Origin of the sequence: Alkalicoccobacillus plakortidis (assembly GCF_023703085.1) — a bacterium.
In the GTDB taxonomy this organism is placed as follows: Bacteria; Bacillota; Bacilli; order Bacillales; family Bacillaceae_D; genus Alkalicoccobacillus; species Alkalicoccobacillus plakortidis.
Genome location: NZ_JAMQJY010000001.1, coordinates 82,736 through 109,074, shown reverse-complemented (window position 1 = coordinate 109,074; position 26,339 = coordinate 82,736). Strand labels below are relative to the sequence as shown.

The following is a 26,339-nucleotide window of genomic DNA, read 5'->3' as shown; positions in this document are numbered from 1 at the left end:
AGTGTTAAAGAGTATTATTTCTAACTATTAAAGGAGTGTTATTTTCATGTCAGAAATTGATAAACAAAAAATAGTTGAAAGTGTTCCTCAGAAAGGTTTTTTTGGTCACCCTAAAGGCCTATTCACATTGTTCTTCACAGAATTCTGGGAACGATTCTCATATTATGGAATGAGAGCGATCCTGGTTTTTTATATGTATTATGAGGTATCTAAAGGCGGACTTGGACTTCCTGAGAGCACCGCACTTGCCATTATGTCGATCTATGGTTCGCTAGTCTATATGTCTGGAATCATCGGTGGATGGCTTGCCGATCGAATTTTTGGTACATCAAAGGCGGTTTTTTACGGTGGTGTATTCATCATGTTTGGTCACATCGTATTAGCCATACCAGGCAGTGTACCCATGTTTTTCGTTTCGATGGTTTTAATAGTATTAGGAACAGGTTTGTTAAAACCCAATGTATCGAGTGTAGTTGGCGATTTATATAGTGAGACAGATAATCGACGAGACGCTTGGTTTTAGTATCTTTTATATGGGGATTAACCTTGGTGGGTTTCTCTCACCATTTATTGTTGGTACCGTGGGAACAGAAGTAGATTTTCACCTTGGGTTCGCATTAGCTGCGATTGGAATGCTGATTGGACTCATCACGTTTCTATTTACTCGTTCTAAAAACCTTGGTCTTGCTGAACATTTCCTTCTAATCCATTAAATGCATCAGAGAAAAAGCGGACAGGCTTAATCTTTAGTTTAGCTGCTGTTATTATTGCTTTGTTTGTTGTTTCTGGTCTTTCTTATGGCTTTCTTACTTTTGATGTATTTGTAGGCATTATTGGAATTTTAGGTTTTCTCATTCCTACAATCTATTTTGTTGTAATGTATCGTAGCTCTAAGACAACCCCTAAAGAGAAATCCAGAGTTCTTGCTTACATTCCACTGTTTCTTGCATCAGTTATGTTTTGGGCTATTCAAGAACAGGGATCAACGATTCTTGCTAACTATGCAGATAAACGAACACAACTAAATTTTGCTTGGGATCGAAATTTCTCCAGCATGGTTTCAATCAATGAATCCATTGTTTATTATAATTTTAGCACCAGTGTTCGCTTGGTTTTGGGTGAAGCTAGGAGCTAGACAGCCATCTATACCTAAGAAATTTTCAATCGGGCTTTTGTTTGCTGGTTTATCTTTTCTTGTCATGCTATTTCCAGCCTATATGTCTGGTGGTACAGGTCTAGTAAACCCACTATGGTTAGTTCTGAGTTACTTCATCGTTGTATTAGGTGAACTTTGCCTATCTCCAGTTGGACTTTCGGCTACTACAAAATTAGCGCCAAGCCGCATTCTCTGCACAAACGATGAGTCTTTGGTTTTTATCTAATGCCGCGGGTCAAGCGATTAACGCACAAGTAGTTCAGTATTATAGCGTTGATAATGAAATAATGTACTTTGGTATTATTGGAGGATCAGCGATTGCACTTGGATTGCTTCTTTATCTCTTTACACCATTCATCCGGAAATTCATGCAAGGTATTGAGTAGATGCAAAAAAGCGCCATCCAATGAGGACGGCGCTTTTTTATGTCTTTAGTTTACTTTTTCTTTTTTCTTCTCTTGTTTACTTCTCAACTGACCACAAGCAGCATCAATATCCGCACCTTGTTCTAAACGAACTCCGCAGTTGATGCCTTTTTTCTTAAGTGTATCAAAGAATTCAGAGATGGCTTCAGGCGTACTACGTTGGTAATCCCCGTGCTCATCAACTGGATTATAAGGAATGAGATTCACATAAGAAAGATGGCGCTTATCCCCAATTAATTCAGCTAATTGAAGGGCCTCTGCTTTATGATCATTCACATCTCTAATTAGAATGTACTCATACGTCACGCGTCGGTTGGTTTTCTCTAGATAATACTCAATTGAATCCATTAGCTTCTCAATTGGGAAAGCTTTGTTAATCTTCATAATACGAGTACGAAGCTCATTGTTTGGTGCATGAAGAGAAACAGCCAAGTTCACTTGAAGTTTCAGATCAGCAAATTCGTAAATTTTGTTAGCCAGACCACTTGTTGAAACAGTGATGTGACGAGCGCCGATAGCTAGTCCTTTATGGTCCTTAATGACTTCAAGGAAATCAACCGTGTTTTGGAAGTTATCAAACGGTTCACCAATACCCATGACTACGATGTGACTAACACGTTCTTCTTGTCCTCTTGTATCAAGGTGTAGCTGTACGTTCATAATTTGCTCAACAATTTCACCGCTTGTTAAATCACGGTTCTTTGTTAACAAACCACTGGCACAGAAGCTACAGCCGATATTACAGCCAACCTGTGTTGTTACACATACAGATAAACCGTATTTGTGTCTCATCAACACTGTTTCAATTAAATTTCCATCCTGCAAGCGGAATAAAAATTTAATCGTACCGTCTTTTGATTCTTGACGCACGTGCTCCGTTAGTGTTTGGATCGAGAAATTCTCCTCTAATACTTCAATACACTCTTTGTTCACGTTGTTCATTTCAGAAAAGCTTGTTACACGTTTTCTATATAACCAATCCCATACTTGTGACGCACGGAATTTTTTATGACCATGTTCCATTAACCAAGCAGACAGCTGGTCTAATGTTAATCCATAAATGGATGGCTTATTCATGACATACCCTCATTTCAGATGTTTCTTTCTATTTTTCCATTATAAAATGTCTTTTTAGTAGTAATCGCAACAACCATGTATTATAGCATGGTTATAGTTAAAAATCCAGAAGCAAACAATCGTGCCCCTGGACGTGATGATTTATTCATTTTATGAGCTCTGATGGGCTACTGTGTATGCCTGCAATTCGTTAGTCTGTGCAGCTTGTTTCTCCGAGTTCCCTTTTTGTTTGTGCGCGTTTTTAAATGCATCACTCTCTAACCAGTTCTCATAATCTTTCTTTGATTCCCATTTAGTGAAGACAACTTGTTTTCCATCTTCGTTTTCATTATCTAAGAAAAGAAATTCAATACAGCCTGGCACATGGCTCATATTCTCCGCTGAGCGTGAAAATCGTTCGGTTAAAACTGCCTTTCGCTCACTAGGCACATGTAATTCATTCATGACTACATACATTCTATCCACCCTCTCATGATCTATACTTCTACTATAAACGGTTCGGACTAAAAAAGAAAAGTGAATGTCTTGTGATTTTTACTTGGTGTTTCATGTATAATGATTTTGGTAGATTAACGTACGGAAGGATAGGATGTTTATGTTAAAAAGAGGTCTCCTCTCAGGTCTTTCAACTACATGGACCTTAAGTAAAGTGATTTTTCCAATAACCTTATTTATTACCATTCTCGGTTACACACCCGTATTACATTGGATTGCTTCATTTATCTCTCCTTTAATGAAACTTATCGGTTTATCTGGGGAAGCTGCCATCCCATTAGTAATCGGGAATGCCTTAAACCTCTATGCTGGGATCGGTGCCATTCTCAGTTTGGACTTAACAGTAAAAGAAGTTTTTATACTGGCTATTATGCTTTCATTTTCTCATAATTTGTTTATTGAATCAGCCGTTGCTGCAAAGGTAGGATTACGTATCTCCGTTATTCTTGCTGTTCGTATAGGATTAGCACTTATTTCTGCTTTCGTCATAAATTTGGTCTGGCAGGGCGGTGGTGTGCAAGCTGTTTACGGATTCGGTTCAAATTCAGAAGCTGCACCGGTGGCGTCTGTTCCCTCCGGTTGGCTTGCTATTTTAGGCGAAGGAATAATGGCTGGTGTGACAGGCATCCTGCAACTAGCCATCATTGTCATTCCACTTATGATCATTGTACAAATCATGCGTGAAAAAAACTGGCTAAAGGTTATTGCAAATAGTCTTGCACCACTAACTAAATTAATTGGTGTTGAGAAGAATACATCGATTACACTCGCTTCAGGATTATCCATAGGTTTAGCCTATGGAGCAGGTGTGATGATTGATGCAGTAAAAGAGGATAAGGTTAAAAAGAAAGACCTTTACATTGTATTTATCTTTTTAGTCGCTTGCCATGCAGTAGTTGAGGATACATTAGTATTTTTAATCTTAGGTATTCCAGTTTGGCCACTGTTGGTCATTCGTTTGACCGTTGCTTTATTGCTTACGATCGTTATCTCTCGACTTTGGAATCAATATGAGAAGAAGCATTCAAATCGAGCTGAAGAAACGTATGCACATTAACAAAAAAGGGTGGAGTGATTTTTATATCGCTCCACCCTTTTTTCAATTAAAAGGCAATGACAATTTTACCTACTGCATGATGAGTCTCACTTAAAGCATGCGCATCATAAATTCCTTGCCTACTGAAAGGAAAGGTTGCTCCTACAACAGCTTTCACTTTTTTCTCTTCCAAAAGATCAGCAAATTTCTGAAGCTGTTCCCCATTTGGCTCAAGCCAGATACCTTTTGCAGTAACATTATTTGTCTTCGCTAGGTCCTGATTTGGTTCTCCTACGATTGAAATCACCCTACCAGAATCTTTCTTTACTACTTTAAAGCTGTCATCACCAACCTGGCCTCCCATTGTATCGAACACCACATCAATATTAGATAGAACTTCTGTAAAGTCTTCATTCTTATAATCAATCACTTGATCTGCACCAAGTGAATATAAAAGCTCATGGTTCTTCTCACTTGCTGTTGTAATGACATGTGCACCAGCATGCTTAGCTAACTGAATGGCAAAGATCCCTACACCACCAGCACCCGCGTGAATAAGAACCGATTCTCCTTCTTTTAGGTCACCATGAGTAAACAACGCTTGCCATGCAGTCAATCCAGCTAATGGAACTGCTGCGGCTTCCTCAAACGAAATCGAATCTGGCACTTTCGCAAGCAAATGCTCGTCTACAGCCGTATATTCAGCGTACGTGCCAAAACGCGTCGTATCAGGTCGACTAAAAACCCGATCTCCTACCTTCCACTTCGTTACATTTGATCCAACCTCAGAAATGGTCCCCGCAGCATCCCAACCAAGAATAATCGGAAAATCCCAATCAAACATTCCTTTTAAATAGCCTTCTCTCAGCTTCCAATCAATCGGATTAATTGAGGTAGCTTCCAATTTCAAAACTACCTGGTCTGGTCCGGCAGTAGGAGTATTCACTTCTTGTTCGACCAACTCTTCTTTGCTTCCATATTGTTGAATAACTACAGCCTTCATATCTAACACTCCTTTATTCTTTTAGCACTATATGTACTATTCCCTTTATAGATAGAGTCAAGCATGGAATATTCTATTTTAATGTACAAAGTTATGAGAAAAGGGACTGTTTTTAAGAAGGTGTTTGGAGGGGAGTTGGTTCTTCTTGCTGGTAAAGCGTCTGTTCTTGCGGGTATCGACTTCCTCTCGCGGGTAATGTGGCTCTTTTCACGGGTATCCTTCTTCTCTCACGGGTAATGTGGCTCTTTTCGCCGGTATCGACCTCCTATCGCGGGTAAAGCAGCTCTTCTCGCCGGTATCGACTTCCTCTCGCGGGTATAGTGGCTCTTCTCGCGGGTATCCACCTCCTATCGCGGGTAATGGAGCTCTTCTCGCCGGTATCGACTTCCTCTCGCGGGTAATGTGGCTCTTTTCGCCGGTATCGACCTCCTCCCATGAGCATCCCATTTCCTCAAAAAAACCCTCCACAATGTGGAGGGTTTGTGTTAATGATCTACTGGTGTCTGAGCATTCTCTGCTACTGCTGATTCGACATAGTTTAGATATCTTCTTAAATTTTGTGTTGTTTCCCTTGAAGTGCTGTTTTCTTGGAATAACTGCTGTGTGACGCGGCGCATTTCCTCCATGACTTGATAGTGGAGGTCCAATACTTGATGCTCTAGCACAGGGTCTACATCAAGGTCAGTTTCGCTTATACGATGTAATACTCTTTCGTATAGAGGAATCAGATTCATACAAGCAGCATGATTCTCCTCTGTTTTTAACCCTTTTTGCAATTCACCAATGATTTGAACATACACTCTGGCCAAAATCTCTCGTACTTTTTTTCCATCCTCTTGATTTAATTTATTATGTTTTGTTCCTGGAAACACTTTTTGTGCTAGACGTTTTAATCGAATGGCAAATAGAGAAAACCTTGTTTTATTACTAAGCACCTCTTCGATCATTTGCAATCGAAGCTGAAGATAGTCGACCACTGACTCAGCCAGCTCTTCTTTATTTGTTTTAAGTTCTTCTATTAAAAGACGATGTTCTGTTTGCATGGCTTTGAGTCGAACTGCCTGTTCTTTCCGTCTTTTAGCGAAGTCCCAACTCGTTCCACCTCCATAAACAACATCTCCGGAGGCTTGCGAATATTCCTTAGCTAATCTACGTATTGCTAGGCGATTATCTGCTGTTCGTAGCTTTTGTAAATAAGATCTTCCTTCTTGCCACGTTCGATCGGCTGCTTGTTCAAAGGTAAGTAACTTTTGATCTCCACTCTCACCTGCTGTTTGCTTAGCTAAAATCGGTAGGAAAATACTTGCTATGATTAATGTAAGCAAAATAGTTCCCGCCGCTAAAAAGATAATCAAATCCCTCTCAGGGAATGGCGAGCCACCTGAAATAACATAAGGAATCGAGAAGGCCCCTGCTAATGTTACTGCTCCACGCACACCTGAAACGGTTAGTGTGGTAATCGCTCTAAATTTAGGCAAATCAGATTCCTTAAAGGTCATCAGAGGCTTAATCTTTTTCCAGAAAAGAGTTAACCAAACAAAACGAAGAGCTAGTAGAACCAATGTAATCGCAAAAATATAGGCGATCACTGCTCCATTTCCGAATGTTGGATCTTCAAGGACTACTCGACTTGCATCTGGCACTTGTAAGCCTAAAAGAACAAATACAAGCCCATTCAGAATATACAGAATCACGGACCATGTATTATCTGATACCTTTTGTAGCTCTAACGTGCGAGATTCCGATCGTTCTCGTTCAATTGCATGAACAACTCCTGCCGCAACAACAGCTAAGATACCCGAGAATCCTAACTCCTCAGCTAATATGTATATTACAAAAGGTGTCATGATTTGAATGAGCATATGAACCGTAATATCTTCTAACCCAAATCGACGTAATAGCACTTTTATCCAGATTATAAAAAGCGCTAACAACGCACCTGATACTAAGCCACCAATTGCAATTAATAAAAAGCTGCCTGTTGCCTGATAGATAGAAAAGAACCCCGTAACCGTTGCAGCGACTGCAAACTTAAACGCTACAAGGCCAGAAGCATCATTCATTAATCCTTCACCTTCAAGCAAACGCATAATTCCTTTTGGCATATGCATTCTACTTGCGATCGAACCAACAGCTACTACATCAGTTGGTGAAAGAATGGCTGCTAAGGCAAATGCGGCTGGAAGTGGTATGGATGGAATTAAAAAATGAATAAACGTACCACCAACTACAACAGTCGCAAAAACAAGACCTAAAGCGAGAAGTAGGATTGGTCTTCTTAACTTCCACAATTCATCACGTGGCGTAACCTTACCATCGTTAAATAAGAGAGGTGCAATAAACAGAACGAAAAACAATTCTGGCTCAAGTGGTATATGTAATCCCGAAGGACTAATAGAAATAACAACTCCTATTGCAATTTGAACTAACGGTAATGGTACAAAGGGGACAAACCGTTGAATAACATTAGATAACCCAATAATAAAAAATAATAATAACACAGTATACATGACATCCATGCTGAACCAACCCTTCACTTATAAAAAAACGAGCTTTCCATCTATGTAGTATGAGACAAAAACAATTTTATCATAAATGATATTCCATATTCATATACGGAGTCTTAACTAAATAAAAAAAGAGTATGGCTCTCCCTCTGGAAAACCATGCTCCCTATTTACAAACCCTTAAACTAAAACCGTTTGCACTTGTTCTTGATCCATCGCTTTTAATGCAGCCTTATTCAAGTAATTCCAAGGCTGATTATAGTGTGGTTGGAAGAAGAAATCGACAAATGCGAGATCTTCAATGGTCATGTTCTGTTGAATGCAAGCAGACAATGTGTTCATTGCTTGTGTTAGATCAACCTTAGACATAATCTGCGCGCCAACTAAACGATTTGTCTCGACCTCATATACAAGCTTTAATTTCACATTTTCAGCTGTAGGCATAAAATCTGGTCGATACGCTTCATCGATTGTGATTGTTTTCACATTCAATCCGAAAAAGAAAGCATTTGCTTCTGTTACACCTGTAGAAGCCATATTTAAGTCATATAATTTCAATCCTGATGTTCCCTGTGTTCCTCTATATTTAACCTTTTGCTCAACCAAGTTATGAGCCACTAAGGTTCCCATACGGACGGCATTTGTAGCAAGTGGAATGTACGCGCGAGTCTGAGCTGGGTTATAATAAACTGCGCAGCTATCACCCGCACCGTAGATATCAGGGTGACTTGTCTGCATATACTCATTCACAATTAATGCTCCATTTGGTAGCATATCAACCTTATCTTTTAAGAGACCGGTCTGTGGTTTAAACCCAACACATAATAGAACAAGATCTGCATCATAGGTTGATTCAGATGTAACCACTTTCTGAACTCGACCAGTTTCGTCTCCTACAAATTGATTTACTGTTTCATTAAGTGCAAGTTGAACACCATGCTCACTTAATTCCTGTTCAACTACCTCTGTAAATTCTTCATCTAAATACTTATTTAAAACTCGATCTGCACCCTCTATAAAAGTCACATGTTTTCCGTATGCTTCAAACGCTTCTACTAATTCTACTCCAATATAACCAGCACCAATAACTGCTATATTTTTGGCTTCCGTAGCTTTTGTAATAATATCCTTTGCTTGATGATAGTTTTTTGCTAGCTGTATGTTTTGTAAGCCTACTCCCGTGATTGGTGGAATGATTGGAGAAGAACCTGTCGCCATGACCAATTTATCAAAATGATCAATGAACTCAATTCCAGTCTTCAGGTCACGAACCTGCACAGTTTTTGAATGAGTATCAATGTCCAATACCTCGTGCTCCATTTTCATTGTTGCACCAAGTTGTTCTAGTTGAGTTGGAGAAGAATAAAAAAGGTCATCTGCTTTCTTTACAACACCGCCAACATGAAGGGCGATCCCACATGATAAGAACGATACATTGTCATTTCGTTCATACACAGTTACCTCCGCATTAGGATGAAGTTTCGCTATATTTGTAACAGCAGCTGTTCCAGCATGTGTGCAACCAATAACTAGTACTTTCATTTTGTATTCCTCCATATTTTATATTTGTGAAATAATTCACATATTTTTGTTCAACATTTCACAAAAGAGATTTAATCTCTCTCTTCTGTGTTTCTGATTCTGATTGTAGAATAACATATTGTGAATCATTGAGCAAGTGTATTTATAAAAAAATACTTGAAGTCGTACTCCAAGTATTTTTATCCATTATTTCTGATCTTTTACTTCAAACTGCAATACTAAGTTTTGTAATTCTTCTGCCAACAATGTCAGCGTACCTACAGAGGTTGAGATCTCCTCCATTGAAGCCAGCTGTTCTTCTGTTGAAGCAGAAATTGTCTCAGTGCTTGCCGCTGTCGTTTCGGAGATTGCAGAAATTTCTGTAAAGGTTTGAACAAATTGATCGGTACCAGTAGCCATTGATTTTGTGTGCTCACTCACTTCAGAGACTTCACTTACAACCTCATCTACAAATTTCTTCATCTCTGTAAAGGATCTTCAGCCACGTTCACGACTTCGATTCCTTTTTCTACTTGGTTTGTGCTTTCGCCCATCTTCTTAACAGTTTTCGCTGTTTCCGTTTGAATAGATTGAATAATGCCGCCAATAACTTGCGTAGATTCTGCAGATTGTTCAGCTAACGTTCGAACTTGCTCGGCTACGACTGCAAAGCCTTTACCTTGTTCACCAGCGCGAGCTGCTTCAATCGCTGCATTTAATGCCAATAAATTTGTCTGTTCCGCAATGCTTTTGATTGCATCAACTACTTTGCTAATTTCATCTGAGCTTTTGCCAAGTCCCTCTACACTACTTGATAATTCAAGAACTGTATCCTTAATCTGTGTCATTTGTTCTATACTTGTCTGAATAGCTTCATTTCCATCCTCAACAAGGTGAGAAGCATTGGAAGCTGTTTTTTGTACTTGTTCTGTACGCTGTGACACAGTGTGTACAGATTCAGCCATTTGTTTAGATACGAGTTTTCCTTGTCCAATGCTATCTCTTTGTGCATCAACACCAGATGCCATTTCCTGCATTTCAGAGGATATCTGTTCAGTAGCTCGAGTATTTTCTTCTGTACTCGCAGATAATTCTTCTGAAGAGGCAGCTAAATGCTGAGCTTTATCTTGCACGTTTGAAAGCATCGTTGATAAGGCAAATCTCATATGTTCAAATGCTTTTCCTAAACGACCAATTTCATCATTCCGACTAGGATGAACATAAAATTCAGTTCCAAGATCACCTTGACTCATACTTTCTGCCGCTTTTGTTAATGTTGAAATTGGACCAATAATTGAGCGAAGTAAGAAGTAAATTAAAGTAGCTCCCCCAACAATTGAAAGAACAACTACGATAATCATTGTCTGAAAAATGCTAGACGATGCTTCTTGGCTCTCTTCTTTGTCCATTGCCGCAACAATCTTCCACCCAGTTTCTTCATTGGTTAAATAGCTTAATGTCTGTTCGGTTTCCCCATACGTAAAATTCGTTTGCCCACTGACAGCATCCTGAAATTTTAAATACTCATCCTCCGCAGGTTCACCAAGTTCTTCAGATGGGTGTGACACATACATATTATTCTGATCTAATAGAAAGACATAGCCTTTCTCTCCAATTGAGATCTCGTTTAACATATCAGTAATAACACTAAGTTTTAAATTAAGCGCAGCAACTCCAAGTCCATCAGCAGTTGTTCTGGCAACTGTTGTTACAGGTTCACCAGAGGATGCTGATATGTATGGAGGTGTAATGATAATATCTTGACCTGCCTCCATTGCAGTTAGGTACCAAGGTCTTTCACGTGGATCATAATCTGGAGGATTTTGAAAGGAAGTAGGAGAATTCATGAAATTCCCTTCTTCTGTGCCAACAAAGGTCTGCTCTACATCTGCTTTTGTATTTTGGAATGTGTCGAGTAGAACTCGTTGTTCATCCGTCTCTTCTTCAAGAAAACCATTCTCAACATCACTTGCATCCGCAATATAAGCGATATTTTCCTTTTGTGTATTAATAAAATTGCCTATTGTATTATCAATAATGGATAAGCTTTCTGAAGTAGAATTAAGTAGTTGATCATTAATGTTTGAGCTCGCACTTTGGTATGAGCTTAGTCCAATAATTAGACTAGGTAAAATTAATACAATAGAAAAAGCCAGTATTAACTTTGAACGTAAAGTCATTGTTTTGCCTTTTGTTTGTTTTTCTTTTTTGGTTTTCATCTAGTCGAAACCCCTGCCCCATTTGTTTAATTTCGCAACATTCATTTATATGTTTAAATACCCGGGTTAAACATATGTATATTGCAACAATACTAATATCGACTCAACTCGAGTAACTTTTAACAGTTAAAGTGCTTTCAATACAAAAAAACTCTACCAAATCAAATGGTAGAGTTTCAAAATCTAGATTAAAATGTAATTTCTCCTTTTAAATACAAAACAGCTTCGCCTGAAATCTTTACAACATCTCCAAGGTTCTCGCAATATAACGTTCCACCTCGAGTTGAAATTTGTTTTGCAACTAACGTATCCTTTTTTAGAGTCTTGCTCCAATAAGGAATTAATGTACAATGTGCAGAACCCGTTACAGGGTCTTCATCAACACCTGCTTTAGGGGCAAAGAATCTAGAAACAAAATCTACATCATTTCCCTTTGCCGTCACGATTACTGCAAATTGGTCTAGTTTCTTCAGTTCATTCATATCTAATTGAAGTTGATTGATGTCATCTTCAGAATCAAAAACAGCCATATAATCTCTTGCGGCATACACTTCTTTTGGTGCTTTTCCAAGTCCTTTTATCAGTGCTTCTGGAGCTACACACCTTTCCCCAACACGTGACGGGAACGTTAATGTTAAACGCTCGTCCTCTTTCGTTACATGAAGTGGACCACTTTTTGAATGAAACGTGACCTTTGATAAATCTGTTTCATAAAAAGTAAATAATACAAAAGCCGTAGCAAGTGTTGCATGACCACAAAGATCCACTTCACCGGTTGGCGTAAACCATCTTATTTCATACGTATCATCATTCTTTACATAAAATGCTGTCTCAGATAAGTTATTTTCCGCAGCAATTTTTTGCATTGTTTGCTCTTCTAGCCACTCCGTTAAGGGACAAACAGCTGCCGGATTCCCTTTAAATCGTTCATTCGTAAATGCATCCACTTGGTATATAGGTAGGTTCACTAGCTTTCACTCCTCAGGTTGGGTAATAAATCGCCATACTTAATTTAGTCAAAATATCTCCAGAATTAAAATATGTATGATGTCGGTCTGCTTTAAAACGCATAGAGTCCCCCGTCTTTAACAGGTAGATCTCTTCATTCAAAGAAATCGTTACTTCCCCTTCATAAACAGTAATATATTCTTCCGTTCCTTCCTTATGTGGCGGTGATTCGGTTTTACCCTCTTTTTCAATTTCTACTGAATAAATTTCAAAACGCTTCTCCTCATCAAAAGGAAACAACGGAAATACCTTATATCGGCCACTATCTCCAATAACAACACCTACATCTTCCCGCAAAATCACCTTACTTTCGGGTTGCGGATGATCAATTAACGAAGAAAATGAAACCTTTAAGCCATTTGCTATTTTCCAAATCGTTGTAATCGTTGGACTTGATTCCCCCCGCTCAATCTGACCAATCATCGTTTTACTTACTCCACTTAGTTGTGAGAGCTTTTCAAGACTTAATTTTTCCTTTTCACGTAACTGCTTCAAATTTCGAGCGAGGATTAATTGAATTTCTTCCATCGTTTCTCCTTTCCCTATATACAATATAAAGATCATTATGTATTATATAAAGCACGGACGTTATAAGGACCTTTTTAGTCATTATACTATACTTCTTTCGTTTTTTTAAAACATAGACAAGAAAGGAACATAGATATGTCAATGGAAAAAGCAACGGTATTCACAAACGTACAAGATTCCTACCTACAAGGTATAAAAGATTGTATCCCCACACTATTTGGTTATATGAGTGTCGGCTTTGCTTTTGGAATTGTAGGAATGGCATCAGGGCTTAGCATTTTAGAAATTGCATTGTTATCCATTTTTGTCTACGCTGGTGCAGCTCAATTTATTATTTGTGCACTTATGGTAGCCCAAGCACCGATATCCGCCATTATATTAACAACATTTGTCGTGAACCTCAGACACCTACTGCTTTGTCTAACACTTGCTCCCTATTTTAAAGAATACTCATTACTTAAGAATATTGGAGTTGGCGCACTGGTTACAGATGAGACCTTTGGAGTCGCAACGACCAAAGCAGTCAAACAACATTATTTACATGACAGGTGGATAAATGGACTAAACCTTACTGCCTACTTATGCTGGCTTATCGTCACAATCATTGGCGCTGTTTTTGGCAAATGGATTACAAACCCTGATGCACTAGGGCTTGACTATGCACTTGCAGCGATGTTTGTTGCACTATTAATTCTTCAGTTGGATAACGTTGCAGCATCCAAAGTTAAACATTACCTTAAAATCGTTCTTTGTGTGGTCGTCCTTATGATTGTACTAAGCTTATTCATTCCGTCTCACATTGCCGTTCTTTTATCAACTGTGATTGCTGCGACCGTTGGGGTGGTGACTGAGCCATCATGAGCGCTTATTTCTTTTGGATTTTAGTTGGTTGTGCACTGGTCACGTTCATTCCAAGAATACTGCCATTTATTTTAGTACGTCAGGTTGAATTGCCAAAACCATTTTTAAAATGGCTCACATATATTCCCGTTTGTATTTTAACTGCGCTTGTTATGGACGAACTTTTGCTTGAGAGTGAGTTTGGCACAATTGAAATAAATGTGACCGCATTGCTTGCAAGTATACCAACAATTGTTGTGGCCTTTTGGACAAAAAGCTTATCTTTCACAGTGATTACAGGGGTTGTGACGATGGCGCTTCTTCGTTTATTTATATAGCACACGCCAATTTGTCGTTTCAAAGACACCTATTTTCAAATAAATAGAACGTGCTTTAGGGTTATTGTAAAAAAAGTATGGCGTTTTGCCCTCAATCAATAGCTGAGAGCAAAGCCTTATTAATAAATCCATTCCCTACCCCTTATCTCGATGGTGTGGACTCGTATATACACCCGTAATAATGACACTATTTTTATATTCAGAGACCGTCTGGGCTGTCGCAATCATTTGACCATTAATCTGTAATAACATATTCGGGTTGTACTTTCATGTTTCCATTATTAAATGATACTGATTTGACACATATGAGTCTTTGTCTGTAGGCAGCACTTTATTGAATTCATCTGTTATATAAAAATCCATACTCTTTTTGTCTGTCATCAAATAAGGATGTAACCTTTTGATGATCTTCTAAACTCAATTGTTTTATGATACCTGGTCACCTGCACTTCCTTCTAATGCTTATTTACCCTTTCAATACATTTCCACATTTTCCTGCAACAAAAAGAACCTATCCAACATGGAATAGGTTCTTTATTAATCTTATGACTCTACTACTTTTTCTTGTTCATTAACCATTATACTTACCAAATAGCCGAGACATCCTCCAACAATTGCTGGAAGAATCCAGCCTAAGCCAATATCATAAAAAGGAAGAAAGCTGCCGAAGAATTGATGGATAAACGAAATGGATAGTCCTGCCTCTTCCAGGCCTTCAAAGAAACTAACAATCAAAGTCATCACAATTGTTCCCTGGTAGACAAATCTACTTCCTTTAAACAATGGATGCAAAAATGTTAAGAAAATCAATACGATCGCTACTGGATAAATAACCGTCATAACCGGAACAGAAATCGAAATTAATTGTGTTAAGCCTACGTTAGCGACAATCACGCTAAAAGCTGAAAGTAAAATGGCAAACATTTTATAAGACAAACGCGGCATTAATTTATGAAAATACGTTGCACATGAAGTAATTAACCCTACACTTGTTGTTAAGCACGCAATTGTAATCATGAGGCCTAACAGTAGGGAGCCATATTGCCCAAAATAAATGGCAGAAACCTGAGCAAGTACTGTTCCTCCATTATCTGCATAGCCTATATTTTCTACACTTGATGCTCCCAAATAGGAAAAAGAAGTGTAGAGAATAACCAGAATAATTGCAGCGATACCTGCGGCTTTTAAACAAACACTCATCAATTGTTTTTTTGTATTAGCTCCCTTTTGTTTAATAGCCTGGATGATCATAATGCCAAAAACAAAAGAGGCTAATGTATCCATCGTCAAGTAACCCTCTTGGAATCCCTTAAAGAACGGTTGCGTTACATAAGGACCTACTGGAGATTGAAAATCACCAAGTGGATTTACAATCGCAATAACAACTAAAATTCCTATAAAAAGTAATTTTATTGGTGTCAATATTTTTCCTACAATATCAATTATTTTATCTGGATTTAGTGAAATCAAACATGTTAAGGCAAAGAATAGAATCGTAAACACTAGTAATCCAACATTATCCATATTTTCGGGAAGATACGGTTTTACCCCTACCTCAAAAGAAACGCCTCCGGTCCTTGGAATCGCAAAAAATGGACCAATTGATAAGTACAGAATTGTTGTAAAAATTAGCGCAAAGGTTGGATGAATTCGACTAGCTAATGCCTGTAAATCCTCTTTCCCGGAAAAGCCAAATGCCAAGACACCGAGTAGTGGTAACCCAACTCCTGTAACTAAAAAGCCTGCGTTAGCTACCCATACTGATTCTCCAGCAGACTGTCCAAGCATCGCAGGAAAAATTAAATTTCCCGCTCCAAAAAACAAAGCAAATAACATTAACCCAATAACAACTGTAAATGAAGCTGGAACTCTGTTAGACACGTTAAAAAAACTCCCTAAATATACGGTTTTCGACGACTTAACGAAAGTAAGTCCGCCACTCAGTATAAAAGAAAGTCTGATTAATTGCTACATTTAAAAACTTCCAAAACAGTGGTTCCAAAGACATTCAGAACTACAATTCCTTAATTGTTTCTTTTAACGTTTGCTCTGACTTATTATCATATAAAGTGTATATTTCAAACGTACCTGGCTCAAAAAACAGTGGCAGTCTTCGTTTAAACCACCATTGCATTGGTAACTTAAGCGCCTGCTCTACAGAAACCCAACGAGGCTCTCCTTCAGGTGCATCATCTAATAACTCACCCTCATACGTTTTTGCTAGATAGTTAAACACCATATACCGCTCATTCTCATTTGGATCTATGTTTTCATCTAACCCCTTATATTCAAGGTCACCAACGCGCAATCCTGTCTCCTCCCATACCTCACGAATGGCTCCTTCCGTAAGACTTTCAGGGAAATCCACTTTTCCACCTGGACCGATATATCCGGGGAAACCTAGCTTATCGGGACGATTAATAAGGAGGATCTCATTCTTTTCATTTTGAACAATACACATCGTATATAGCTTTACTGCTGACATTTGATCACCTGCAACGTTGTTAAATTTCAATTCATGATTATGTACAAATAAAATGGTTCATACTCTTTTTGGATATGTAGTTTCTTTCTTGATTTCACAAAAGCACTACTCAGGAATTACTCATATTAGATGAAATAAATGTTATCGTATAAGCCTTTCCAAGTTCACCTTGTATTTTCTCAACTAGACTCCGACCTCGAGTATTATGAGCGTTTTCTAAGTAACTCCCATTAGGCAGCCATTTCTCGTGTACTATGTCTATCCACTTTCCAAAATCAAGTACCCAGTTCAGTAATTCATTTTTTAGTTCATCAGATAGAGGCATTTCTTCTAGATCGATATTACAACCGCAACTAATGCACCAAATTGGATCCGCGCCAAAATCACCCTCTAATTTCAGATCAAAGATCTCTTGCTCTTCGCATAGACAAATCATACTTTAAACGTCCTCTCATTTCTCCCAATCCTGCAACACACTCCAATTCATCACTGGCACTGCCTTATCTTGATACATTGTTCCAATATAGATATCATTCGAACGTGGTCTATCAGCCAAATAATGATGAACGATTTCACTTGTTGTTTCAGAAACAAAGTACGTATCTACATAGGTTAAATCAACCCAATTTAAAGTGCCTTCATCACTTTGTTTTAATGTCATTCCCTTATGAACAGTCCCGAAGAATACATATTGAATACGAATTTCTTCCAATCCTTTTAATCTATGTACAATATATTTTAGCGATAGATCTTTTATATCATCTCGGTCTATTCCTGTTTCCTCCTCGATCTCTCTGTAACAGGCTTGCTTTGGGTCAGACATTTCATTTTGCTCCAAATGTCCGCCTATTGGTACTAGGTAACCCGGCAGAAAAGCGGCGTCTTTCTTTTTTTGCAGGAATAGAGCTTCATTTTTCTCATTTATTAGGAATGCAACGGCCATATGTCTTAGTTCCATTATGGTCTCTTCTCCCAGGGAGTGAGTACGCCAATAGTTTTTGTTTTCACATCTTCACTAATTGCTTCAATAACTCCCGTAGATATTTCATGATGAGTGAGCCATCTAGATTGCTGTCCGTCATAATAAAAACCTAATAAAACTTCTCGATACAAACAATTTGCTGGTACGTCCATTTTAGTTTGAATGGATTTTATTGATTCACTACTTCCTTTTATATGAAACAAATGATATGGCTCTTGCTGAACTACTTGTAATTCATCTAATATCGTTGATAGTGCTTTTGGCGCTGCTCCACTATGTATCCAAGCTACTACACAATCAATAACCCCGACATTGCTCACAATTTCATGAATTGCCAGTTTGAGCTTATCTGTCTCTTGATAATCTAATTTATAAAATTCAAACCCTACCTTATTTTTTCTCTCAACGAGCCACGCATTTTTAGATTGAGTTCTTCCAAATACAACAACATTTTCAGTTTGCCTATCCAACCATTTTGTTGTTTGCAAAAGCATACCTGTCCCACCAAAGATTAGCACATTTTTCATCCCACCACTCCTTCCCTATATTTTTTTCTCAAAACAAATCGCTTCCGTTCGACCAATATATTTTCCGTAATTTTCAATACGAGTATATCCGTGTTTCTCATAAAATCGAACAGCTTGTTGATTGATCATGCGCGTTTCTAGAACTATTGTAGAATAATCCAAACGCTTTGCTTGACCCTCTATAAAGGCGAGTAATTTTGCTCCTACACCTTTTTCCTTCGCATACATCCGTTTCATTTCTCCTGTTTTTTCATCTAATGGACGTATTGCTACACACCCAACCGCTTTTCCTTCCGCTCTAGCCAAAACAAAAATAGAGCGTGGGCTCAACATTTCATCTAGGTTAAATGAGTTTTTTCCACTACTTCCGGTAATTCCTTCAAGAACCGTAGAAAGTTCATGTATTAACTGCCAAGCATCTGGTTTATTGATATCCTCTAATTCAATACTAATACTACTCACTTGTTTTCACTCCAACTTTCCAACAATAAATTCCACGCACCAAATAAGTAAACGTTAAGATACTGAAAATCATAATAGTAGGCATTAAATTTAGATCGAATGGACTCAGAATGACGCAAAGCAGCGCCCCCACCATACTCATAACTACCGAACCAATTAAATAGAATTTGAATTTAGGCATGTTTTTCATAAAAACTCTCCTGCGATGCATAATATGTCTCTATATTCTCATTTCGACAAAATCCTCAAAACCCCTGCTAATTATTGCAAGTTACTCTCATCCTTCACATAAGAGAATTAAATTAAATGAACTGGTTCTACACCCAAACAAAAGGATTTTTGTCTCTATTTGTGTTACATTTAGTTAAACGGATTAAAAAGGACAGTGAAAAGTATGTCAAAGCAGGAGATTAAGCGGTCGTTGGATATACGCCCAATCGGAATTCAACACGTGGACCAGTCTGCAGAGTTATTAACATATGTATTTCAAGTAACAAATCAAGACTTAGCTCAAATTCGCGGACAACATCCAATGCAATGGAAAAAACCCGTTCTTGAGCAGTGTGAAGGTCTTGGGTGGTTTTCTGGTGATAAGCTAGTGTCACAATTGGTTGTTTACCCGTTTAACGTCAATATCCACGGCAAGGCATTTAAAATGGGTGGAGTGACTGGTGTAGGCACATATCCGGAGTACGTTGGCCTCGGACTTATGAATGACCTAATGAAACAAAGCTTACAAAAGATGAGAGATTCAGGCCAAACCATCTCGTATCTCTATCCGTACTCCATTCCTTATTATCGCAAAAAAGGCTGGAGATCATCTCAGATGTCATCACTTATAAAGTTCGAGATACACAGATTCCGAAATCTTATGAAGTGTCTGGAAGAATGGAACGAGTGAAGTGGGATCACCCTGACATTAAATTAACCTACTCCGATTTCTCAAAGAAAGAAAACGGGGCGATGATCCGGAATGAGCTCGCGTGGGATGAACATTTCCGCTGGGAACGAGACGATCTTTCTGCATGTGTTTATTACAATGAAGATCACCACCCTACAGGATATATGTATTACAAGGTTGAAAATGAAACATTTTATGTTCGCGAGATGATTTTCAATAATGAGGATGCACGAAGAGGACTTTGGAATTTTATTGGTGCACACTTTTCGATGGTTTATTATGTTGAAGGAAAGATTTTTCAAAATGAACCACTTTCCTTTTTCCTGGATGATGGAGAAATCGAAGAAAAAATCTCACCTTATTATATGGCGAGAATTGTTGATGCAGTGCGCTTTTTATTAGACTTCCCGTTCACTGAGCATGTCAGCGATGGCCTTACTATCCATCTGACCGATCCCATTCTAGAATGGAACAATGGAACCTTTTCATTTGAATGGACAAAAGAGAAAAAGATCTCACAGGTTGATTCTACTCAACCTCATGTGATTGAAACAGATATACAAACCTTATGCACGATGCTGCTTAATTATAAAAAAGCATCGAATCTAAAGGAAGTTGGACGCCTTAAAGCATCTGAAGAAACGATTCAATATCTGGAACAAATCGTTCCCAATAATGATCCTTGGTTTTCGGACTACTTTTAAATTCTACAAAGCATTGAAGAGACACTCTCTTCATTGCTTTTTTATTTTGAGTTTGAATTGACAAGCCATGCACGTTTTCATAAGCTAATAATAAGTTCCTTTTAATCCCATATAAAGAGGTGATGACCGTCTTTTTCAAGTTCTCCATTCCTATTGGACTTTGTATAATGACAATGGCTTTTTCCCTAGTAATGACTTGGTATGTTGGTACGGATTTACGTGGTGAAAGAGAACCTTTAGGTGGAATCATCTCCCCTAGTGACATTACGCACTCTGAGTATATTACTTACTCGTTTGATCAACACTTCTTCCCATATCCCTTTATGTTCATTACCTCTAGTTTTGCAAGCGTGATTCTAATTTGTATGGCTGCTTTTTTCTATCTAAAAAGATCATCAACTAAAACAACCGGTTGATTTTTTAATCATCCGGCTTCTTCATGCACTTTTACAAAAACGGATCCGTGTAGACTGTCATTTACATAGGCATCTAACTTCCACATTCCAGTTTCAGGTAAAGACATCGTAGAAGGAAGGGATGCATCCGCTCCATTGTGTTCCCCACTTGAAGAGGTAGATTGAAAGATCTCAATTTCCTCGTCAGTTCCTTCTTTTGTTGCAATCACATTAAAAGCTCCATTCAAATCATCTCCCCAAAGATGCCACATGTATTTCTGTTCTTTATTTGGGTAAAACCTTGTAACCTCAGAATCATCATAAATAAATCCAATGAGATTTTCTTCACCGAGCATTTGAAAATCACCCGATTCAAAGATCTCACTTTCATTCCATTCTGATTCGGAGCAACCAGCTAAAAGGAATGCAGAGACACCCATTAAAAAGATAGTTTGTTTAAAGTAGCGATTCATGTGATTCCTCCTCAAATTTGAGTTGAAAAATGTTCATTTAACCAAGCCACTGTTGATTATATGCTACAATACCAAGCACAGCGCCAATTGATGCTGCTACAACTGCTATTATTAATAAGCTTCCCTTATTTACTGCTTCTTTCTTTATCATTACTAGCACCTCCTTTTATTAATACGGTTTAACAGACTTTTCAAATGATTGAGCTTTAGATATATTCACATTCGGAGGTGACATCCATTGTTCATTGAAAATAAGAACTACAGTTATAAAGGTATTCAATTCACTATAAGATCAGCGATAAAGAGTGATGCAGAAAGACTTTCTGAGGTTAGATATATCATTGATGGCGAAACAGAAAACATGGATCGAGTTCAAGGTGAGAATTATTTAAGTACATCTGATTTTATCTCCATCATTAAAATAGATGAACAAAGTGCTCATAACTTATTTTTAGTTGCACTTATCGACGATCAAATTGTAGGTTTTTCAAGATGTGAAGGGATTTCTTTAGCTCGATTTGCACATAAAGTAGAATTTGGATTAGCAGTTCTTCAAGATTACTGGGGATTTAGTATTGGGTATAACCTTTTGAAAGAATCAGTACATTGGGCAGATTCAGCTAATATAAAGAAGATTACATTAAATGTAACAGAAAACAATGTTAACGCCATTAAACTATACAAGAAATTTAATTTTATTGAAGAAGGATTACTTCGACATGAAAAACTTCTAGCTGATGGTGTTTATCACCACACTGTTTTAATGGGAAGAATAAATAATGTACATAAATAATAAATGGAATTCTACTTATTCCATCGTTTCAATCACATAAGAGGTCATTTCTTTCATTTTTGCTTTATTCCCTGCACTAGAAAAGGTGTACATGTTGCAAAAATCAATGTTTCTTCCTTTTTCCATTATTAGAGTGCCGTTCACTGAGCCTACTTTTCCATGTGTAATGGTGTTTTTTATTCTGATTTCTGTTATTTCTTCATTTCTAAATGTCTCTAGTTGATCCCTAACGTTCGTTTTTCCTTCTATTTGTTTCATTCCAATAATAAGCCATTGTATATCAACATCTAGGTTCTCTTCTATAAACGTCCAATCTCTTCTGAAAAATGCTTCGTTTAACTCATTTAAGCGAATGATTTTTGGGGAATTTCCACAATCTCTAGGAGATATAAACTTTGTACCTTCGTATTCGTCTATTAAAAGGTCCACTTTTTCCACCTCACACGTTCAGCTGTACTGATTGACAATCTCTAAAAGTCGGTCTGAGTCTTCGGTTGCGACATTCTCTGATAATCTGGCTCCAGCAATGATTGGTGCCCATTGAAAAATTTCCTCTTTTGACAAGCCACTGCTCTCACAATATAAGCGGAGGTACGTTTCTGCTATGTCGTCTGAATGTTGAGTGTACAATAAATACGTGCGATACACATCAGCACGAATATCCCCCAAACTAGCATCAACCCAATCGATTATCGCTACTTCCTCATTTGATAAAATCAGATTAAAAAGATGAAAATCTCCATGACACAGTTTTTGTTCAAATGAAAATGAATTCATTTTCTCAATTAAATCTCTTTTTTGAAGACTGGATAGTTTATTTACTGATTCGATCTGGCGAGTTAATTTAGTAGTCATCTTCTCAAGTGAATACACTGTTGAGATCATATGAACTTTTTGCTGCACATCTACTGATATCCTTAAGTAACGCTCCACTTTTTCCATATTATGATGGCAGAGGTCACCTAATGTGCTACCTTCTATATATTCCATCAAAATAGCTTGTTTTCCTTCAATTTGCTTAACTTCTAATACTTCTGGAACAAAAAGTCCCGAGTTATGTACAGATTTTTGCTTATTTGCTTCATATAATACATAAGAACGATCCATACCATCATTAAAAAGCTTAATCACGTTTCCTTCACTTAGATAGATCGAGGCGGTGTTTCCAGATGCAATGGGTGAACCTAAATCCATCGGTTATCTCTCCTTCTGGTGTACTATGCTTAAATGATATTCCCCATAAACTTTTCTAAAAGTAGAACAGATTTATCATAATATGCACGCTTCATTTTCATAATTACTAACAACCAGATTACATATAAAGGCAATACAAATGAAACAATTAAACCACCTTTTGCAAAATATGTATGAATGCCCTCTCGTAGTGGTAACCACAAAACTAGAAAAGACAAAACTGTTAAAACGACAAATATAAGCATTGCTTTTATTTCGATCACAATCTCCATTTTTACAAGTGGATGAATGCTCCTTTTAATAACTTTTAAATATAATAATGTAACAATTGCTGGTAAAATTATATCAATATACTCCATGCTTTTTCCTTTCTTTATATCATCTTATCGCAACTGATAAGATTGATCTCTCACTACAACCGTTTCCGGGTTAAATCGAACAAATAACCAATCTAAATCACCTAATACGCCATGAAATCTTGGATCCCATCGTTCAAAATCCCCCATATATTTGCTTAAGAGTTTTCTGACACGGTCTTCCTGCTGAGCTTCAAGAACTGCTTTGCCACGTAAGCCTACATGATGCACAAGTCCCGTTTCAACTTTAAAGTCCACGATTCCAATTGCGCAACGTGGTTCTGTTTCAATTCGTTTAGTAAACGAGTTAGACTGGTAACTACCGAGCATCCAAATTGAACCCTCATCCCACAAAAACCAAAGCGGAGACTCACGTGGTCCGTTTTCATCAGCTGTTGATAGGTGTGCAAAAAGCGGGCGTGAAAGAATGTCTTCAAGTAAAATTCGCGAGTTTTTGTTTTCATCTATAATGTTCATAGGCATACCTCCACATTCGCTTATTCCTTACACATACTTTCTTAATGCTTGATACATTTCAGTCTTAGCATCCGCTATCCTTTTCTTAAGATGTTCATTGTTGAATGGTTCATCAAGATAGAAGGACGCAAATGATTGATCCTTGTATCTTGGTACTACATGCATATGAAAATGTGTAAGCTCACTAAAAATCCCTCCATTTTGACAAATCGTGATCCCGTCTGGTCTATATATCGACTTTAATGCCTTAGAAATCACCATCGAGCATTGTATGATAGCATGTGCGGTTTCTTCGTCTAAATCATCAACGTCTTCATAATGCTTTTTTGGCAATATTAATGTATGACCATTGTTAAATGGATCATGATCTAAGATGCAGGTAAGTAAGTCATTTTCATAGATTAGATGAACTGGCTCTTTTAGATTTGCTAGGTTACAGCCTAAACAACAGGGTGCTTGCTTATTTAGTGTCATATCAGTTGTATCTCCGTTCACCGAACTGTTGGAAATCAAAAATTCTCTCTGCTGCTTCCTCCGCCGTCAAATTTGTTACATTCAAACGCAAATAAAGAGGTTCTTGAATCTCTCCTTGCTTAGAGTTTAGTCGATGTTTTTGATGACTAGTCTGTAGTTCTTGTTCACTTGACTCTATATCTCTTTTAGATGGTTTTTTAGCAAGTCGATTCTCTGTTTTATTACGTCTTAAGCGCTCCTCTAGTTCCGCTTCTAATTCTATAAAATACACATCTATGCCCGCAGTTGTAAAAATCTGTTTGAAGTTCTCTACCTCTTTTCGATCTTCTTCAACATCTAATGCCCAGACAAAAGTAAAGATTAGCCCTTTGTTCTCTGGTTGGTCAACCATGGCTTGGAAAATATCCTTTCGCAATTGCGTGGACAATTCAAATGTCTTTTGTGTCCAACCAATAAAAGGTGAAATGATATCCAATGTCATATGGTTAAACAATAAAGGAATGTCCAACTTCTCTGAAAGAATTTCACCTATTGTCATTTTTCCTACAGCTTGTGGCCCAAATAAAAAAAGAACGTTCATGCGCTATCCACCTCCGCATTATGACTACTACTTTCTCTATATATTACCATTCAATACAATTTGTTTGATACCTTCTCTAAAATAAAAAAGCCAAACCCCTTAAAGATTCGACTTTTTTATTCCACTATTACTCTGACTAATTAAAACGTACATCAATAGGAATCCAATTAAAATAAAGATGATATTCATCCAAGCCACACCAGTCCAATCTAACGTAGCCCATAGAATACCGCCAAGTGTGCCGATTACACTTGACCCAAGCATAATAGAAAAACAAATATAAGGAAGCTGCTTGCGCCTTATTTTTACTAACAATCGAGCCAACCCAACTGCTCGCAACAGAATGACTACTAAAAAAACCGTACACAGACATCGCTGTACCACATATTTTGAATGCTAGATTTGGAATCAGTGTTAATAAGATACCTACTAAAATAATTAGTAAACTTAATAGAACGGTCTTTTCTTTTCCAACGGAATCTACCAATTTACCTGCTATAACTGAGCTAAACATGCCAATGATAAATAAAAGAAAAATCGAACTAACAATCGTTTGGCTGACTGAATATGGTTCATTTAATAGTGTAAAACCCATGTAATTAAATAAAGCAACATTCGTTCCGAGCAAAATAAACCCTAAACCAAACAAACACAGAAGCCGAGTATTACCTAGATGACTTTTTAATGAATAAATCATCTCTGGCACTTGTCGTTTTGTTGGACGGAAATTAGATGAAATAGGCAAAAAGAATGCAAACAAAATACTTGCTGCTAAACTAATAACCCCAACCAAAAATAAAGCAGATTGCCAATTTGCGGCTTCTGTCACAATACCAGAGAACATTCGTCCAAATGTTGCTCCTAAAGCATTACCACAAATATATAATCCCATGGCTGCGCCGAGACTTTTGGGAGATATCTCTTCGCTTAAATAAGCCATTGCAACCGATGGCAAACCAGCAAGTGCAATGCCTTGGATCGTTCGTAAAACAAGTAGCCATGTAAATGTAGGACTTAGTGGGATGAAAAGACAGATGACAGAAGCTGCAATCATTGAATAAAGCATGACATTCTTTCGACCTACAGCATCCGAAAGTGACCCAAAAAACAACATAGCTATTGCTAATGCAATTGTTGTTAATGAAAGGGCTAAACTCGCTACAGTTGGACTGAGTTCATAGTGTTGCGAGAAGTTTGGAAGTAAAGGCTGCACACAATACAATATGGTGAATGTATTAAAACCAGCAACAAAAAAAGCAATGTTCGTTTTCAGGTATTGCTTTGTTCCTTTATGAATGTAGCGCCTTTCCATACTAGATTCGTCATTTTCCAAATAAAACATCCTTTTATGTTTTGTTTTCGTTTCACCTTTATCGTATCAGC

Annotated in this window: 30 protein-coding genes and 1 pseudogene; 8 read left to right on the top strand and 23 right to left on the bottom strand. The window is 37.7% G+C overall.

Features of this window, described 5'->3' with window-relative positions; genetic code table 11:
- Nucleotides 1-46: 46 nt before the first annotated feature.
- A pseudogene (locus tag NDM98_RS00680) lies at nt 47-1,542 on the top strand (peptide MFS transporter).
- A 45-nt stretch (nt 1,543-1,587) separates the two neighbouring features.
- Here NDM98_RS00680 and rlmN read toward each other — a convergent pair.
- Nucleotides 1,588-2,658, bottom strand: coding sequence for a dual-specificity RNA methyltransferase RlmN (rlmN, locus tag NDM98_RS00675; RefSeq protein WP_251603303.1), 1,071 nt, complete (start codon nt 2,656-2,658; stop codon nt 1,588-1,590).
- A gap of 150 nt (nt 2,659-2,808) precedes the next feature.
- On the bottom strand, nt 2,809-3,114 hold the full coding sequence (locus NDM98_RS00670; RefSeq protein WP_251603300.1) for an antibiotic biosynthesis monooxygenase family protein: 306 nt from the start codon (nt 3,112-3,114) through the stop codon (nt 2,809-2,811).
- A 133-nt stretch (nt 3,115-3,247) separates the two neighbouring features.
- Between NDM98_RS00670 and NDM98_RS00665 the strand changes: the two genes are divergently transcribed.
- Entirely contained in the window at nt 3,248-4,210 is a 963-nt protein-coding gene (locus NDM98_RS00665; RefSeq protein WP_251603297.1) for a nucleoside recognition domain-containing protein, read from the top strand.
- Nucleotides 4,211-4,256: 46 nt separating this feature from the next.
- Here the strand turns inward: NDM98_RS00665 and NDM98_RS00660 are convergent, their stop codons facing one another.
- The 7 genes from NDM98_RS00660 to NDM98_RS00630 all read right to left on the bottom strand — a co-directional run bounded on the left by NDM98_RS00660 (nt 4,257) and on the right by NDM98_RS00630 (nt 12,975).
- The gene (locus tag NDM98_RS00660; protein WP_251603294.1) at nt 4,257-5,192 is read right to left on the bottom strand and encodes an NADP-dependent oxidoreductase; all 936 of its coding nucleotides are present in this window, start codon (nt 5,190-5,192) and stop codon (nt 4,257-4,259) included.
- Nucleotides 5,193-5,677: 485 nt separating this feature from the next.
- Nucleotides 5,678-7,711, bottom strand: coding sequence for a Na+/H+ antiporter (locus tag NDM98_RS00655; protein WP_251603291.1), 2,034 nt, complete (start codon nt 7,709-7,711; stop codon nt 5,678-5,680).
- Nucleotides 7,712-7,879: 168 nt separating this feature from the next.
- A complete protein-coding gene (locus NDM98_RS00650; protein WP_251603287.1) occupies nt 7,880-9,241 on the bottom strand; it encodes an FAD-dependent oxidoreductase in 1,362 nt (453 codons plus the stop codon).
- A gap of 186 nt (nt 9,242-9,427) precedes the next feature.
- Nucleotides 9,428-9,703: a hypothetical protein gene (locus tag NDM98_RS00645; RefSeq protein ID WP_251603284.1), complete on the bottom strand. Its 276-nt coding sequence runs from the start codon at nt 9,701-9,703 to the stop codon at nt 9,428-9,430.
- Entirely contained in the window at nt 9,700-11,439 is a 1,740-nt protein-coding gene (locus NDM98_RS00640; protein ID WP_251603281.1) for a methyl-accepting chemotaxis protein, read from the bottom strand. The genes NDM98_RS00645 and NDM98_RS00640 overlap by 4 nt, the downstream gene beginning before the upstream one ends.
- 188 nt (nt 11,440-11,627) lie before the next feature.
- Complete coding sequence (locus NDM98_RS00635) at nt 11,628-12,407, bottom strand: PhzF family protein (protein ID WP_251603278.1); 780 nt, start codon at nt 12,405-12,407, stop codon at nt 11,628-11,630.
- 13 nt (nt 12,408-12,420) lie between these two features.
- Nucleotides 12,421-12,975, bottom strand: a complete 555-nt coding sequence (locus NDM98_RS00630) for a helix-turn-helix domain-containing protein (RefSeq protein ID WP_251603275.1) — start codon at nt 12,973-12,975, stop codon at nt 12,421-12,423.
- A gap of 135 nt (nt 12,976-13,110) precedes the next feature.
- On the opposite strand from NDM98_RS00630, the gene NDM98_RS00625 reads away from it, so the two are divergent.
- Entirely contained in the window at nt 13,111-13,836 is a 726-nt protein-coding gene (locus tag NDM98_RS00625) for an AzlC family ABC transporter permease (protein ID WP_251603260.1), read from the top strand.
- Entirely contained in the window at nt 13,833-14,153 is a 321-nt protein-coding gene (locus tag NDM98_RS00620; RefSeq protein WP_251603257.1) for a branched-chain amino acid transport AzlD family protein, read from the top strand. Before NDM98_RS00625 ends, NDM98_RS00620 begins: the two co-directional genes overlap by 4 nt.
- A 543-nt stretch (nt 14,154-14,696) precedes the next feature.
- Here the strand turns inward: NDM98_RS00620 and brnQ are convergent.
- From brnQ to NDM98_RS00590, 6 genes are all read right to left on the bottom strand, one after another.
- Nucleotides 14,697-16,034 (bottom strand): branched-chain amino acid transport system II carrier protein, encoded by a 1,338-nt coding sequence (brnQ, locus tag NDM98_RS00615; RefSeq protein WP_251603254.1) that lies wholly within the window; start codon nt 16,032-16,034, stop codon nt 14,697-14,699.
- A gap of 133 nt (nt 16,035-16,167) precedes the next feature.
- Entirely contained in the window at nt 16,168-16,638 is a 471-nt protein-coding gene (locus NDM98_RS00610) for an 8-oxo-dGTP diphosphatase (RefSeq protein WP_251603251.1), read from the bottom strand.
- A gap of 109 nt (nt 16,639-16,747) precedes the next feature.
- Complete coding sequence (locus NDM98_RS00605; protein ID WP_251603248.1) at nt 16,748-17,074, bottom strand: immunity protein CdiI family protein; 327 nt, start codon at nt 17,072-17,074, stop codon at nt 16,748-16,750.
- Between the two features lie 15 nt (nt 17,075-17,089).
- On the bottom strand, nt 17,090-17,596 hold the full coding sequence (locus NDM98_RS00600; RefSeq protein ID WP_251603245.1) for an NUDIX domain-containing protein: 507 nt from the start codon (nt 17,594-17,596) through the stop codon (nt 17,090-17,092).
- Entirely contained in the window at nt 17,596-18,147 is a 552-nt protein-coding gene (locus tag NDM98_RS00595; RefSeq protein WP_251603242.1) for a Rossmann-fold NAD(P)-binding domain-containing protein, read from the bottom strand. The genes NDM98_RS00600 and NDM98_RS00595 overlap by 1 nt, the downstream gene beginning before the upstream one ends.
- Before the next feature lie 15 nt (nt 18,148-18,162).
- Entirely contained in the window at nt 18,163-18,609 is a 447-nt protein-coding gene (locus NDM98_RS00590; protein ID WP_251603239.1) for a GNAT family N-acetyltransferase, read from the bottom strand.
- 394 nt (nt 18,610-19,003) lie between these two features.
- On the opposite strand from NDM98_RS00590, the gene NDM98_RS23720 reads away from it, so the two are divergent.
- The 3 genes from NDM98_RS23720 to NDM98_RS00580 all read left to right on the top strand — a co-directional run bounded on the left by NDM98_RS23720 (nt 19,004) and on the right by NDM98_RS00580 (nt 20,630).
- Nucleotides 19,004-19,510, top strand: a complete 507-nt coding sequence (locus NDM98_RS23720; RefSeq protein WP_307728572.1) for a GNAT family N-acetyltransferase — start codon at nt 19,004-19,006, stop codon at nt 19,508-19,510.
- Nucleotides 19,498-20,214, top strand: coding sequence for a GNAT family N-acetyltransferase (locus NDM98_RS23715; RefSeq protein WP_307728571.1), 717 nt, complete (start codon nt 19,498-19,500; stop codon nt 20,212-20,214). The genes NDM98_RS23720 and NDM98_RS23715 overlap by 13 nt, the downstream gene beginning before the upstream one ends.
- Before the next feature lie 167 nt (nt 20,215-20,381).
- The gene (locus tag NDM98_RS00580) at nt 20,382-20,630 is read left to right on the top strand and encodes a hypothetical protein (RefSeq protein WP_251603236.1); all 249 of its coding nucleotides are present in this window, start codon (nt 20,382-20,384) and stop codon (nt 20,628-20,630) included.
- An 8-nt stretch (nt 20,631-20,638) separates the two neighbouring features.
- On the opposite strand, the gene NDM98_RS00575 is transcribed toward NDM98_RS00580, so the two are convergent.
- Nucleotides 20,639-21,082 (bottom strand): DUF4871 domain-containing protein, encoded by a 444-nt coding sequence (locus NDM98_RS00575; RefSeq protein WP_251603233.1) that lies wholly within the window; start codon nt 21,080-21,082, stop codon nt 20,639-20,641.
- A 238-nt stretch (nt 21,083-21,320) separates the two neighbouring features.
- Between NDM98_RS00575 and NDM98_RS00570 the strand changes: the two genes are divergently transcribed.
- On the top strand, nt 21,321-21,875 hold the full coding sequence (locus NDM98_RS00570; protein ID WP_251603230.1) for a GNAT family N-acetyltransferase: 555 nt from the start codon (nt 21,321-21,323) through the stop codon (nt 21,873-21,875).
- Nucleotides 21,876-21,890: 15 nt separating this feature from the next.
- Here the strand turns inward: NDM98_RS00570 and NDM98_RS00565 are convergent, their stop codons facing one another.
- From NDM98_RS00565 to NDM98_RS00535, 7 genes are all read right to left on the bottom strand, one after another.
- Entirely contained in the window at nt 21,891-22,304 is a 414-nt protein-coding gene (locus tag NDM98_RS00565) for a hypothetical protein (RefSeq protein WP_251603227.1), read from the bottom strand.
- Nucleotides 22,305-22,322: 18 nt separating this feature from the next.
- Nucleotides 22,323-23,069 (bottom strand): phosphotransferase family protein, encoded by a 747-nt coding sequence (locus NDM98_RS00560; protein WP_251603224.1) that lies wholly within the window; start codon nt 23,067-23,069, stop codon nt 22,323-22,325.
- A 29-nt stretch (nt 23,070-23,098) separates the two neighbouring features.
- On the bottom strand, nt 23,099-23,428 hold the full coding sequence (locus NDM98_RS00555; RefSeq protein ID WP_251603221.1) for a hypothetical protein: 330 nt from the start codon (nt 23,426-23,428) through the stop codon (nt 23,099-23,101).
- Between the two features lie 24 nt (nt 23,429-23,452).
- Nucleotides 23,453-23,902 (bottom strand): pyridoxamine 5'-phosphate oxidase family protein, encoded by a 450-nt coding sequence (locus NDM98_RS00550; protein ID WP_251603218.1) that lies wholly within the window; start codon nt 23,900-23,902, stop codon nt 23,453-23,455.
- Nucleotides 23,903-23,929: 27 nt separating this feature from the next.
- The gene (locus NDM98_RS00545) at nt 23,930-24,376 is read right to left on the bottom strand and encodes an HIT family protein (protein WP_251603215.1); all 447 of its coding nucleotides are present in this window, start codon (nt 24,374-24,376) and stop codon (nt 23,930-23,932) included.
- A 1-nt stretch (nt 24,377) separates the two neighbouring features.
- Nucleotides 24,378-24,956 carry a DEAD/DEAH box helicase family protein gene (locus NDM98_RS00540; protein ID WP_251603212.1) on the bottom strand — a complete coding sequence of 193 codons (579 nt, stop codon included), beginning with the start codon at nt 24,954-24,956 and terminating at the stop codon, nt 24,378-24,380.
- A 136-nt stretch (nt 24,957-25,092) separates the two neighbouring features.
- Nucleotides 25,093-26,289 carry an MFS transporter gene (locus NDM98_RS00535; protein ID WP_307728562.1) on the bottom strand — a complete coding sequence of 399 codons (1,197 nt, stop codon included), beginning with the start codon at nt 26,287-26,289 and terminating at the stop codon, nt 25,093-25,095.
- Nucleotides 26,290-26,339 lie beyond the last annotated feature (50 nt).